Below are 11,729 nucleotides of genomic sequence, written 5' to 3'. Positions count from 1 at the left end.
GGCGGTCGTCCTCAGCGCTGCAGCAGGCCGGCGTTGTCGAGGGCCGCGCGCAGGGCCTGCATCTCGGCCTCGCTCGGCGCTTCGGTCGGCGGGCGCGCCGTCGGGTCCTTGATCACGCCGGCCAGGTACATCCCCGCCTTCATGCGCGCGTGGGCCTCGCCCGTGGGCTCGCCGCCGCCGTACACCGCGTCCTTCAGCGGTGTGATCAGGGCCTGCACCTTCATCGCCTTCTTCAGGTCGCCGGCCTTCACCGCTTCCCACAGGTCGTTGATGAGGCTGGGGATGAAGGTCGCGAAGCCGACCAGCGCACCGTCCACGCCCTGCACCATGGTGGCCAGCAGGTACTCGTCGTGGCAGGTCAGGATGGACTTGGAGGGGTCTGCCTCGCGGATCGCCTTGATGTCGCTGGCGTACTTGTTCATGTCGCGCTGGCCGACCTTGAAGGCCTGCACGTAGGGCAGCTTCGCCAGTTCCGCCAGCGTGGCGGACGAATACGCGGCGCGCGTCCAGGCCGGGTACACGTGAGCCACCAGATCCAGGCCGGCCTCGGAGATGGCTTCGAAATAGTCGGTGACGTGCCCGGCGCGGAAGCCGAAGCGCAGCCAGTGGTGCGGCGGCATCACGTCCAGCGCGCGGGCGCCGGCGTCGCGCGCCATGCTGGCATGCTCCTTGGCTTCCAGGAGGCCCTCGCAGACGATCGAGGAGATCACCGGCAGCCGGCCCTCGAGCTCGCTGGCGACGATGCGGGTGACCTGGGCGCGCTCCTTCGCCGTCAGCGAGAACACCTCGCCCGTGTGGCCGTTGGTCATCACCGCCACCACGCCGGGCTGCTCCGCCAGCCAGGACGCATGGCGCCGAAGCTCCGCCTCGTCGATGCGGAAGTCGCGCGTGAACGGGCAGGCGATGGCGGGAATGATCCCGCGGTAGTTCTGGATGGTCGGCATGATGTCTCCTGGGTTGAAAATTCCTGGATCGCCCGGGCAGGGCGTATCCGAGTGGCTCGATGGTCGTCGCGCCGCGCGCCGAAGGCCAATGCCCGTTTTCTCTTCTTGTATGCCGTCAAAGCACCGCCGATGAACTTCCTGTGGCTCGAAGACTTCCTCGCCCTGGCTGCCACGGGCAATTTCTCCCGCGCCGCCGAAGAGCGGCACATGACCCAGCCCGCCTTCAGCCGGCGCATCCGCGCGCTGGAGGAATGGCTGGGCGTCGTGCTGATCGATCGCACCACCCATCCGGCGACGCTGACCGAGCCCGGCGAATGGTTCCGCTCCATCGCGCAGGAACTGCTGGCACGCGTGGCGCGCATGCCCGACGAGGCGCGCGCCGTCGCCGATGCGAGCTCGGCCACGCTGCGGATCGCCGCGACGCACGCCTTGTCGCTGACCTTCATGCCGGCCTGGCTGCGCGGCCTGGAATCGGGCGCCCCGGTCGGGCCGATGCAGCTGGTGTCCGACGTGATGCAGCAGTGCGAGGCGCTCATGCTGCAGGGCCGCACGCAGTTCCTGCTGTGCCACGGGCACGCGCAGGCGCCCGGGCGCCTGGAGGCCGGCGCCTTTCCCTCGTGCGTGGTCGGCGCCGACGTGCTGATGCCGGTCTGCGCGCCGGGTGAACGGAACCGACCAGCCCATTCGTTGCGCGGCACGGCATCGTCCCGGATTCCCTTGCTCGCCTACAGCACCGAGTCCGGGCTGGGCCGTATCGTGCGCGCCGTGCTCGGCGCCAGGCTGGATGAGCTGGCGACCCAGGTGGTCCTCACCGCGCACCTGGCGACGGTGCTCAAGACCATGGCGCTCGAGGCCCGCGGCATTGCCTGGCTGCCGGCCAGCCTGATCCAGGCCGAACTGGCGGAAGGCACGCTCCTGCCGGTCGGGGAGGGCCGATGGAACGCAGCGCTCGAGATCCGCCTGTTTCGCACGCCGGGCAAGCTCCCCAGGGCGGCGGAACGCTTCTGGGACGCTGTGACGCAGGGCGCGCGGACCGGTCCGGATGGGCGGGCAGTGTAGACTGCCGGGTTTTTCACCCCGCGTATGGTGCAAGTTTCAAGGCGCACAGCTTTCACCGGCTCGGCGCTCACTCGCTTGCTCGCCCGACTGGCCGACATCGACGTTTCCGAGCCCAGGCATGCCTTCGCGGATCGGCTGAGCCAATGGCTCGGCTGGGCCGATGCGATCTCGCTGTCCTCGGTGCTGAGCGGCAGTCCGGCGGCGGTGCCGGCGGGCGTTCGCGCCGGGCGGGGCAGCGAGGAAGGCGAATGCATTCGCCTGCGCGGCGTGCTGGCGAAGGCCATCGCCGAAGATGGCGCGCTGGCCACCGAGAAGGAACGCGCGGAAACGGCCGCCAACTTCTCGCCCTACCGCCGGCACTACCTCGCCCGGCAACAGACGATGGAGGTGGCCATCGGCCCCCTGCGCGAGCGTCTGCGGGCGAGCCTGGCGGCCCGATCGCCGGCGATGGCGCAGCTCGCCGCCGTCGATGCCGTGATGGAGCAGGCCCTGGGTGCGCAGGAGCACAACCTGCTGTCGGCCGTGCCCGGGCTGCTGGAAAAGCATTTCGTGCGCTTGCGGCAGGCCCACCTGGCGCTGCCGGACGAGCCCGAGGGCGGGCCGCCGCCCCTGGCGTGGCAGGACGTGTTCTGCAAGGACATGCAGGCCGTGCTGCTCGCCGAACTGGAACTTCGATTCGAACCTGTCGAAGGGCTGCTCGAAGCCCTTCGCAAGAGCTCATGAACAGATCACTTCATTACTTCGTTTTCTTCGTGGGCCTGGCCGCCGTGTGCTGGGTCGGCGCGGGCTACATCGGCTCGAACCCGCTGGCGCTGGCGATCACGGTGCTCGTCGGTGCTTTCTACCTGATGGGCGCGCTGGAGCTGCACCGCTTCCACCAGGCCACGACCACTCTGGAACGGGCCGTGACGGACCTGCCCGATGCCCCGGCCAGCCTGGGCCAGTGGCTCGACCAGCTGCATCCCTCCCTGCGCAACGCGGTGCGCCTGCGCATCGAGGGCGAGCGCGTCGGCCTGCCCGGCCCAGCGCTGACGCCATACCTCGCGGGCCTCCTGGTGCTGCTGGGCATGCTGGGCACCTTCGTCGGCATGGTGGTGACGCTGAACGGCACCGGCATGGCACTGGAAAACGCGAGCGACCTGCAGGCCATCCGCGCCTCCTTGTCCGCACCGGTCAAGGGCCTGGGCCTGGCCTTCGGCACCTCGGTGGCGGGCGTGGCCGCGTCCGCGATGCTGGGCCTCGCCTCCGCCCTGTGCAGGCGCGAGCGGCTGCAGGCCGGGCAGATGCTCGACACGCGCATCGCCACCACCTTGCGCCCCTGGTCGCGAGCCCACCAGCGCGACGAGTCCTTCAGGCTGCTGCAGCAGCAGGTCGAGGGCATGCCCGCCGTGGTCGACCGGCTGCAGGCCATGATGGCGATGATGGAACGGCAGAGCCAGGCCTTGAACGAGCGCCTGGTCTCCAGCCAGGACCGGTTCCACAGCCAGGCCGAAGCCGCGTACGCGGAGCTGGCTTCTTCCGTCGGCCGGTCGCTGAACGAGAGCCTCACCGAAAGCGCCCGCATCGCCGGCGCGACCTTCCAGCCTGTCGTCGAAGCCGCAATGGCCGGGATCGCGCGCGAGGCGGCGTCCTTGAACGACACGATCGAGCACAGCGTGCAGCGGCAGCTGGACGGGCTGTCGAGCCGCTTCGAGTCCTCCACCGCGACGGTGGCGGAGCTCTGGCAGAGCGCGCTCGCCGGGCACCGGCGCGAGAGCGAGGCGCTGTCGCAGGATCTGCGCAGCGCGCTCGACCAGTTCGCCCAGACCTTCGAGCAGCGTTCCGCCTCCCTGGTAGAGGGTGTTTCCGCCCGCCTGGAAAGCACGGTCGGCAGCGTGTCGGACAGCTGGCGCGGCGCGCTCGCGCAGCATGAACGCGTCAGCGAGAAGCTCTCGGGCGACACGCACCGGGCCTTGAGCTCGGCCGCCGCCACCTTCGAGCAGCACGCGGCTTCACTGCTGCGCACCGTGGACCAGGCGCATGTGGACCTGCAGACGGAGATGGCGTCGCGCGACGAGCAGCGGCTGGCGGCCTGGACCCAGGCGCTGGAATCGATGGCCGGTTCGCTCCGGCAGGAATGGCAGCAGGCCGGCGCGCGCGCCGAGAGCCAGCAGCAGGACATCTGCAACACACTCGCGGAGACCGCCCGCGACATCACTGCCCGCACCGAGGCGCAGGCGAGCAACACCATCGCCGAGATTGCCCAGCTCGTGCAGGCCGCCTCCGAAGCCCCGCGCGCCGCGGCCGAAGTGATCGCCGAGCTGCGCCAGAAGGTCTCCGAAGGCATGGCGCGCGACAACGCGATGCTGGAAGAACGCAGCCGCATCCTGGAAACGCTGGGCACCCTGCTCGACGCCATGAACCATGCCTCCGCCGAGCAGCGCTCGGCGATCGACGCGCTGGTCGCCGCATCGGCCGACCTGTTGGACCGCGTCGGCACGCGCTTCACCGAAAGGGTCGATGCAGAAGCCGGGAAGATGGCCGAGGTCGCCGCCCAGCTCACCGGCAGTGCCGTCGAAGTGGCGAGCCTGGGCGAGGCCTTCGGCTTCGCCGTGCAGCTGTTCAGCCAATCGAACGACAAGATGGCGGCCCACCTGCAACGCATCGAAGGCGCGCTCGGCAAGTCCATCGCGCGCAGCGACGAGCAGCTGGCCTACTACGTCGCGCAGGCGAGGGAGGTCATCGACCTGAGCATCATGTCGCAGAAGCAGATCGTCGAGGATCTGCAGCGGCTCGCCGGCGAGCGGGCTTCCGCGGGCAGCGAGGCGTGATGCGGGAGGACGTCGACGACGCCGGCCTGGAGCCGAGCGTGCCGGTCTGGGCGGTGTTCGGCGACCTGATGTCGGGGCTGCTGGGCGCCTTCGTGCTGATCCTGGTGTTTGCGATCGGCATGCAGCTCGAACTCACGACCCAGCTGCAGGACGAGATCAAGAAGCGCGAGGCGCAGGCGCAGCGGCTGCAGGCCCTCGAGAAGGCCCTGGCGGTCCCTCTGGCCGCGGGCCGGGTGACGCTCAGCAACGGGCGCATCGGCATCAGCGGCAGCGTGCTGTTTGCCTCCAGCTCCGCGGAGTTGCAGCCCGAAGGCCGGCAACTGCTGAAGAGCCTCAGCGTGCCGCTGGGCACCTATCTCCAGGCCCGCGACGAGGTGCTGATGGTGAGCGGCTTCACCGACGACCGGCAGCTGCGGGACGGCAATCGCCGCTTCGCCGACAACTGGGAGCTGTCTGCACAGCGGGCGCTGACGGTGACCCGGGCCTTGATCGAGGAGGGCATTCCATCGTCCTCCGTCTTCGCCGCCGCCTTCGGTTCCGAGCAGGCCGTGGCGTCGAATGCCGATGCCGAGGGGCGGTCGAAGAACCGGCGTGTGGAGATGGCGCCGGCACCGAGGCAGTCCCATGCCGACTCGAAGTCTCGTGAGTAGTGCGCTGAACTCGGGAGGCGGCGCGGCGGCCACGGCCTCGGCTATGGACGCCGGCGCGATGATCGACGCATGCCGCGCGCGGGGCGATCATCGCCGCGACCCCGTGCGCTTCCGTTTCATCGAAGCGCTGGCGAGGCGGGCCGCCACGCACCACGGCGAAACGCGGCACATCCTGGACACCAAGGTGCGGGAACTGCTGGCCGCGTATGCCGAGGATCTCGGCAAGATCCCCGCCGCAGAAGGCACTTCCGGCGCGGCGCAGAAAGGCCAGGCCCCTCGCGGGCCGCTTGCGGAACTCGTAGACGCCATCGCCCGGCCGGCGTCGTCACAGGGGGAGGGTGCAATCACAGGTGCCAGCGTGCCCGGCTTGTCCTCTTCCTCCTCTCAGGAACTGAAGACGCTGAGCTATTTCCGCAGCACCTGGTCCAGGCTCAGTGCCGATCGGCGGCTGACCCAGACCCTGGCGGCCGTGCCGGAGAATGCGGGCCCGCTCAACTCGCACCAGCTCGTGCATCGCGCACTCATGCTGATGCGCGAGCTGTCGCCGGAGTACCTCCACCGCTTCATGTCGCATGTCGATGCCTTGCTGTGGCTCGACCGGGCGAATGCCGGCAGTGCTTCGGCGGGTGCGGAGGCCCCGCGCGCCGAGGGGCAGAGGAAGTCCGGCCGCGGTAAAGCCGGCTGATTGGGTCGACACCCATCTCAGCCCAGATCCGCGTCGAAGGAATGGCTGCACTTGGGGCACGTGATGTGCAATTTTCTACCGAGTGGAGCACGCACCCGCTGCGAACACATCGGGCAAGGCAAGACCATTCGTTCGCCCGCGGGAGCACCCAGCTTGAACTGGTCTTTGGCAAGCCGTCTCAGCTCTATCAAGGGCGCCGGAACTTCGTACAGGAACTGCTCCTCTGCCGTCTCGGCGATGGCGAGGTACTTGGCAACGACCCTTCTGAACCGCCAGGACTCTTCTGTCGGCATGGCCTTGAGCAGTTCGACGACATAGCTCAAGGCAATGTCGTGGTCGGTCGCCGGATAGTGCGGCAACTCTGCCTCGATGGCCTGCACGCGCTGGCTCAACCGCGCGTCGTACGGAACACGGTAGACCAACACAAGCAGCCGGACAGCAGCAGCAGTTGTCCTGCCGCGGCGCCAGCCCTCTGCCATCGAGTTCAACATTCCGGTCATAGCAAGCACCCCCGTTCGTGAGGGTGAGTACACCGGCATCGCGATCTTCGCTCAAGGGACAAATGGACTGAAACTCGGGGGTCGATTTGCCCCAGGACACGGTCTTTGCTGTGCGCACGCGATCAATCGCCTGCCCAGTACAAGCGCCGCGGGTTGTCCACCAGCAGCTTCTGCTGCAGCTCTGCCGTCGGCGCGATGTGGGGGATGAAGTCCACCAACAGCCCGTCGTCCGGCATGTGCTGCTTCAGGTTCGGATGCGGCCAGTCGGTGCCCCACAGCACGCGGTCGGGGAACAGCTCGACGATGCGGCGTGCGAAGGGCGCCACATCGCGGTAGGGCGAGCGCTCGCCGTCCAGCGCGGGCGGGCCGCTGGCCGACAGGCGCTCGGGGCAGCTGACCTTGCACCAGACCTTCTCGTGCTCGCGCATGAAGCGGACGAAGCACTCGAACTCCGGCCCGTCGACCGGCTGCGAGACATCGGGCCGGCCCATGTGGTCGACCACCACCGGGGTCGGCAGGTCGATGAAGAAGTCCTGCAGCTCGGGCAGGTCGACCGCCTCGAAGTAGACCACCACGTGCCAGCCCAGCCCGGCGACGCGGCCGGCGATCTCCATCAGTTCGTCGCGGGGCGTGAAGTCGACCAGGCGCTTGACGAAATTGAAGCGCACGCCGCGCACGCCGGCGGCGTGCAGGGCCTGCAGTTCCTCATTGCTCACGCTGCGCTTCACCGTCGCGATGCCCCTTGCACGGCCGTTCGAGGCCTGCAGCGCGTCGACGAGGGCGCTGTTGTCGGCACCATGGCAGGTGGCCTGGACGATCACGTTCCGCTCGAAGCCCAGGTGGTCGCGCAAGGCGAACAGCTGCTCCTTCGAGGCATCGCAAGGCGTGTACTTGCGCTCGGGCGCGTAGGGGAAGCGATCGCCGGGGCCGAAGACGTGGCAGTGCGCGTCGACGCTGCCCGGCGGCACGCGAAAGCGCGGTGACGATGGGGCGGGATGCCAGTCGAGCCAGCCTGGCGTCTTGGTGAAGTGGGTCATTCGGTAACCTCCGCGCGACGTGCTGCGGTGCGATTCGATTGGGGACAGGCTCGGCGTCTCATGATGCCGCTTCCATGCCGTGGCGGCGCTTGGCCTCGGCGGTGTCCGGCGAGGCCATGAAATCGAGCAGTGCACGCACCGCGTCGCGTCGGGCCGACCCGAGGCACGGCGCAGCGGAGAACACCGTCGTGATCTGGATCGACGACGGCAAGGGCCCCAGCAGATCGATGCCCTCGACATGCAACAGTTCGCTCATCTGCTGGAAGCCCAGGGCCGCGTCGCCGCGCGCCACCAGCGAGCCGACCGGCACGCCCGGCGGTGCCTGCACCAGCCGGCCTTCGAGCTCGCCGGCGATGCCCCAGCGCTGGAACAGCGCGATCAGCGCGACGCCGCTGGGACCCGTCGAGTAGCCGATGCCGGCCGCGCCCTTCACGGCGCGGCGCAGCGCGTCTTCCGTGGCGATGTCCGGCCGCGCGGCACCTGCGGGCACCGCCACGCCGACGCCCGAGCGGACCAGATCGACCTTGCCGGCGGCATCGACCCTGCCGGCCGCGGCCAGCTTGTCGATCGCGTCGGAGGCGAGCGTCACGGCGTCGAAAGGCTCGCCGGCCGACACGCGGCGCGCGGCTTCGACCCCGCCCGCCGATTCGACGGCGACGGCCGCGCCGGTGCGTTGCGCGTAGGCCGCCGAGAGCTCTTCGAGCAGCGCCCGCGTGGCCATGGACGAAATGATCCGGAGAGGAGGGTAGGTCATGGTCCGTGCAACGAGACGTTCATTGGCGCGGGATTTTGGCTCGCGCGATCACATCGCTCCAGCGCTTGATCTCGCTGTCGAGCAGCGCCGCCAGTTGCTCGGGGCTGCTGGCGCGGGCCTGCACGTTCAGGTCGGCGAGCTGCTTCTTCAGCGCCGCCGATTCGAGCACCTGCCGGGCCTCGCTCGCCAGGCGCGCGACGATGTCGGGCGGTGTCTTGGCGGGGGCGGCCAGGGCATTCCACGAGCTCACCTCGAAGCCCTTCAGTCCGGCGCTCTCCGCCGCCGTGGGCACCTGCGGCAGCAGCGGCGAGCGCCCGTCGCCCAGCACCGCCAGGGCGCGGACGCCCTGCGCCTGGATTTGCGGCATGAGCGGCGACAGGATCTCGATCGCCGCATCGATCTGCCCGCCGCGCAGCGCGGTCAGCACGGCCGGCGTCCCGTTGAAGGGCACCACCTGCAGGTCGACCTGCGCGGAAAGCTTCAACAGCTCGGCCGACAGATGCTGCGTGCTCCCGACGTTGACGGTGCCGAGGTTGAGCTTGCCCGGCTGCTGCCTCGCGGCGTCGAGCAGTTCCTGCAGATTCTTGAACTTCGAGCTGCCGGGCACGACGAGCGCCAGGTCGAACCGGCCGAGCAGGGAGATCGGGGCGAAGTCCTTGCGCGCATCGAAAGGCAGGCGTTTGAACAGGCCCTCGCTCACCGCGGTGCCGTTGCTCATCAGCAGCAGCGTGTAGCCGTCCGGCGCGGCCTTGGCCACCGCGTCGCCCGCGACCACGCCGCCGGCGCCCGGGCGGTTGTCCACCACCACGCTCTGGCCGAGCCGCTGCCCCAGGGCCTGGCCGACGGCGCGCGCCGTGAGATCGGCCACGCCGCCGGCGCCGAAGGGCACCACCAGGCGGATCGGCTTGTCGGGGTAGGCAGCGGCGCGGGCGCGCATCGGCGCCGCGCCCAGCGCCGCGAGCGTTGCCCCGGCACCCGCAAGAAATTGTCTGCGTTCCATGTCAGTCCGGCTTGATGCCGGCCTCGCGGATCAACTTGCCGTAGCGGGCCGCTTCGCTCTTGAGCAGCTTGTCGAATCGCTCGGTCGGTCCGGGCAAGGGCACGCCCCCGGCCGCGGCGAGCTGGTCGCGCACTTCGGGCGACTCGATCGCCTTCTGCACTGTCTCGTGCAGTTTTGCGAGCACCGGCTTGGGCAAGCCCGCCGGCGCGACGAAGCCGTACCAGACGCTGGCTTCGAAGCCCGGATAGCCCGACTCGGCGACGGTGGGCACGCCCGGCAGCACGGCCGCGCGCTCGGGGCTCATCAGCGCCAGCACGCGCAGCTTGCCGCCCTTGGCCAGCGGCGCCGCCTCGAGGGCGTTGACCGCGACCACGTCCACGTGGCCGCCCACCGCATCCGTGAGTGCCTGCGCGCCGCCCTTGTACGGCACGTGGCGCATCGAGACGCCGGCGGTGTGCTGGAACAGTTCGATGGCCAGGTGCGGCGTGGAGCCATTGCCCGGGGTGGCGACGCCCAGCGTATCGGGTTTCGCCTTGGCGGCGGCCACCAGCTGCGGCAGGGTCTTGAACTCCGAACCCTCGCGCACCGCGGCCACGACGGGCACGCGCCCGACCAGGGACACCGGCGTCAGGTCGCGTTCCAGGTCGTAGGGGGCGGGCTGGAACAGCGCGGGGTTCACGGCCAGTGCGTTGGCTGCGAGCATCAGGGTGTAGCCATCCGGCGGGCTGGCGATGAGCGCCTTGACCGCGATGTTGGTTCCCGCGCCCGGCTTGTTCTCGACGATGACCGGCTGGCCGAGCAGGGTGCTCATGCGCTGGCCGACCGAGCGTGCAATCAGGTCCACCGCGCCGCCGGCGCTGTAGCCGACGATGATCTTGATCGGTTTGCTCGGATAGGCATCGGCGGCACTGGCGCCGAAGGGCATGCCGATCGCCAGCAGGCCGGTTGCGGCGAGCAGGTGGCGGCGAAAAAACATCTTCTTCATGACTTGTTCCAGGTTTGAGGTGCCGCGTCCTTGCCGGCCACCGAATACAGCGCGCCGGGCGCGTTGCGTGTTTGCTGGAAGGCTTCCAGCGATTGGCCGCGCATGGCGGCATAGATGTGCAGGTTGGACACGCCGACCACTGCGCCGAGCTTCTCCAGCATGAAGAAGATGACGCCGTAGTGGATCAGCCCGCGCCAGTCGCGCCGGCGCACGAGCTCGCGCTCCTGCGCGCTCAGTCCCGCGTCTTCGAACGACGCTTCCTCGTCCGCCAGGAAGCGGGCCCGGTGCTCGGGCCGTGTCATCCCGTGCAGGAACTTGTTGAGCCGCAAGGCGCGCACGCTGGTCTCGAGCGTGAAGGGGTAGGTGCCCTCCAGCGCTTCCACGCCGGCCAATTGCGCGTCGATGTGACGGCGATGGCGGTCTGCCTCTCCAGCGACCGGCGGGCTCGCCAGGTTCTCGTAGATCGCGGTCGCGATGCCGGTCATCGACGGTAGGTAGTAGCTCTGGTGCGTCTTGCGCACGTTCGACGAGAGCGCGCCGCGCATCACCAGCCACATGATGACTTCGGCATCTTCCAGGCCGCCCAGCGTGGCCAGCTCGGCCTGCGTCATCTCGGTGAGCCGCACCGGGTCGTTCTCGATCAGGTCGAGGAACTGTGCGTCCCAGGCCGGGTTGTTGAAGCCCGCGCGCTCGCCGTGCACCTGGTGCGAGAGGCCGCCGGTCGCGACGATGGCCACCTTCAGGTCTTCCGGGTAGCTCTCGATCGCGCGGCGCAGCGCCTGGCCCAGCCGCCAGCAGCGCCGGGCGGAAGGCACGGGCGACTGGAGAACGCCGACCTGCAGCGGCACCACCGGCATCGGCCAGTTGGGCTCGTGGGGGCACAGCAGCGACAGCGGCGAGAACACGCCGTGGTCCAGCGCCCGGTCCTGGAAGAAGGACATGTCGAACTCGTCGGCCACCAGCGAGCGGCCGATGTGCCGCGCCAGCGCCGGGTGCCCGGCCAGCGCGGGCAGGTCGCGCGCGCCGCCGCCTTCGTCCGCCACTTCGTGCCGCTCGCCGACACCGAGCGAGAAGGCCGAGTAGTGGTCGAAGAAGAAGGAGCTGACGTGGTCGTTGTAGATGAAGAACAGCACGTCGGGCCGTTGTTCTTCCAGCCAGCGCTGCACCGGCGCGAAGGCCTCGAAGATGGGGGCCCACACCGGGTCCTGCTGCTTGCTCTTGTCGAAGGCGAAGCCGATGGTGGGCGTGTGGGAGCAGGCGACCGCGCCGATGATGCGAGCCATGATGCTTCTCCTTGTCCGGCGT

12 protein-coding genes are annotated in these 11,729 nt (G+C 69.5%); 5 read left to right on the top strand and 7 right to left on the bottom strand.

Annotated elements, in window-relative coordinates:
* Window positions 1-11 precede the first annotated feature (11 nt).
* Window positions 12-944, bottom strand: coding sequence for a dihydrodipicolinate synthase family protein (locus GXN78_RS03465; protein WP_106557767.1), 933 nt, complete (start codon window positions 942-944; stop codon window positions 12-14).
* A 129-nt stretch (window positions 945-1,073) separates the two neighbouring features.
* On the opposite strand from GXN78_RS03465, the gene GXN78_RS03460 reads away from it, so the two are divergent.
* Genes GXN78_RS03460 through GXN78_RS03440 form a run of 5 tightly spaced genes read left to right on the top strand, consistent with a single transcriptional unit; the run spans window position 1,074 to window position 6,148 of the window.
* Window positions 1,074-2,003, top strand: coding sequence for a LysR family transcriptional regulator (locus tag GXN78_RS03460; protein ID WP_106557835.1), 930 nt, complete (start codon window positions 1,074-1,076; stop codon window positions 2,001-2,003).
* 24 nt (window positions 2,004-2,027) lie between these two features.
* Window positions 2,028-2,726, top strand: a complete 699-nt coding sequence (locus GXN78_RS03455) for a DUF3348 domain-containing protein (protein ID WP_106557766.1) — start codon at window positions 2,028-2,030, stop codon at window positions 2,724-2,726.
* Window positions 2,723-4,813, top strand: coding sequence for a DUF802 domain-containing protein (locus GXN78_RS03450; RefSeq protein ID WP_106557765.1), 2,091 nt, complete (start codon window positions 2,723-2,725; stop codon window positions 4,811-4,813). Before GXN78_RS03455 ends, GXN78_RS03450 begins: the two co-directional genes overlap by 4 nt.
* Window positions 4,813-5,463, top strand: coding sequence for an OmpA family protein (locus GXN78_RS03445; protein ID WP_106557764.1), 651 nt, complete (start codon window positions 4,813-4,815; stop codon window positions 5,461-5,463). The genes GXN78_RS03450 and GXN78_RS03445 overlap by 1 nt, the downstream gene beginning before the upstream one ends.
* A gap of 43 nt (window positions 5,464-5,506) precedes the next feature.
* A complete protein-coding gene (locus tag GXN78_RS03440; protein WP_106557763.1) occupies window positions 5,507-6,148 on the top strand; it encodes a DUF2894 domain-containing protein in 642 nt (213 codons plus the stop codon).
* Between the two features lie 17 nt (window positions 6,149-6,165).
* Here the strand turns inward: GXN78_RS03440 and GXN78_RS03435 are convergent, their stop codons facing one another.
* The 6 genes from GXN78_RS03435 to GXN78_RS03410 all read right to left on the bottom strand — a co-directional run bounded on the left by GXN78_RS03435 (window position 6,166) and on the right by GXN78_RS03410 (window position 11,707).
* Window positions 6,166-6,648, bottom strand: a complete 483-nt coding sequence (locus tag GXN78_RS03435) for a hypothetical protein (protein WP_106557762.1) — start codon at window positions 6,646-6,648, stop codon at window positions 6,166-6,168.
* A gap of 122 nt (window positions 6,649-6,770) precedes the next feature.
* Window positions 6,771-7,685, bottom strand: a complete 915-nt coding sequence (locus GXN78_RS03430; protein WP_106557761.1) for an amidohydrolase family protein — start codon at window positions 7,683-7,685, stop codon at window positions 6,771-6,773.
* 58 nt (window positions 7,686-7,743) lie between these two features.
* Window positions 7,744-8,439 (bottom strand): substrate-binding domain-containing protein, encoded by a 696-nt coding sequence (locus GXN78_RS03425; RefSeq protein WP_106557760.1) that lies wholly within the window; start codon window positions 8,437-8,439, stop codon window positions 7,744-7,746.
* 19 nt (window positions 8,440-8,458) lie between these two features.
* A complete protein-coding gene (locus tag GXN78_RS03420; protein WP_106557759.1) occupies window positions 8,459-9,439 on the bottom strand; it encodes a tripartite tricarboxylate transporter substrate binding protein in 981 nt (326 codons plus the stop codon).
* Between the two features lies 1 nt (window position 9,440).
* On the bottom strand, window positions 9,441-10,424 hold the full coding sequence (locus tag GXN78_RS03415) for a tripartite tricarboxylate transporter substrate binding protein (RefSeq protein WP_106557758.1): 984 nt from the start codon (window positions 10,422-10,424) through the stop codon (window positions 9,441-9,443).
* On the bottom strand, window positions 10,421-11,707 hold the full coding sequence (locus GXN78_RS03410; protein ID WP_106557757.1) for a gallate dioxygenase: 1,287 nt from the start codon (window positions 11,705-11,707) through the stop codon (window positions 10,421-10,423). The genes GXN78_RS03415 and GXN78_RS03410 overlap by 4 nt, the downstream gene beginning before the upstream one ends.
* Between the last annotated feature and the right edge of the window lie 22 nt (window positions 11,708-11,729).

This window comes from Variovorax sp. WS11, from assembly GCF_010499245.1.
Lineage (GTDB): Bacteria > Pseudomonadota > Gammaproteobacteria > Burkholderiales > Burkholderiaceae_C > Variovorax.
Note: the sequence above shows the minus strand (reverse complement) of the source record. Positions and strands in the feature narration are given on the sequence as shown.

Excerpts from the sequence above, each read along its gene's own strand:
- GXN78_RS03450 (WP_106557765.1), top strand. The coding sequence starts at position 2,723 with ATGAACAGATCACTTCATTACTTCGTTTTCTTCGTGGGCCTGGCCGCC.
- GXN78_RS03435 (WP_106557762.1), bottom strand. The coding sequence starts at position 6,648 with ATGACCGGAATGTTGAACTCGATGGCAGAGGGCTGGCGCCGCGGCAGG.
- GXN78_RS03460 (WP_106557835.1), top strand. The coding sequence starts at position 1,074 with ATGAACTTCCTGTGGCTCGAAGACTTCCTCGCCCTGGCTGCCACGGGC.
- GXN78_RS03415 (WP_106557758.1), bottom strand. The coding sequence starts at position 10,424 with ATGAAGAAGATGTTTTTTCGCCGCCACCTGCTCGCCGCAACCGGCCTG.
- GXN78_RS03455 (WP_106557766.1), top strand. The coding sequence starts at position 2,028 with ATGGTGCAAGTTTCAAGGCGCACAGCTTTCACCGGCTCGGCGCTCACT.
- GXN78_RS03420 (WP_106557759.1), bottom strand. The coding sequence starts at position 9,439 with ATGGAACGCAGACAATTTCTTGCGGGTGCCGGGGCAACGCTCGCGGCG.
- GXN78_RS03445 (WP_106557764.1), top strand. The coding sequence starts at position 4,813 with ATGCGGGAGGACGTCGACGACGCCGGCCTGGAGCCGAGCGTGCCGGTC.
- GXN78_RS03430 (WP_106557761.1), bottom strand. The coding sequence starts at position 7,685 with ATGACCCACTTCACCAAGACGCCAGGCTGGCTCGACTGGCATCCCGCC.
- GXN78_RS03410 (WP_106557757.1), bottom strand. The coding sequence starts at position 11,707 with ATGGCTCGCATCATCGGCGCGGTCGCCTGCTCCCACACGCCCACCATC.
- GXN78_RS03425 (WP_106557760.1), bottom strand. The coding sequence starts at position 8,439 with ATGACCTACCCTCCTCTCCGGATCATTTCGTCCATGGCCACGCGGGCG.
- GXN78_RS03440 (WP_106557763.1), top strand. The coding sequence starts at position 5,507 with ATGGACGCCGGCGCGATGATCGACGCATGCCGCGCGCGGGGCGATCAT.
- GXN78_RS03465 (WP_106557767.1), bottom strand. The coding sequence starts at position 944 with ATGCCGACCATCCAGAACTACCGCGGGATCATTCCCGCCATCGCCTGC.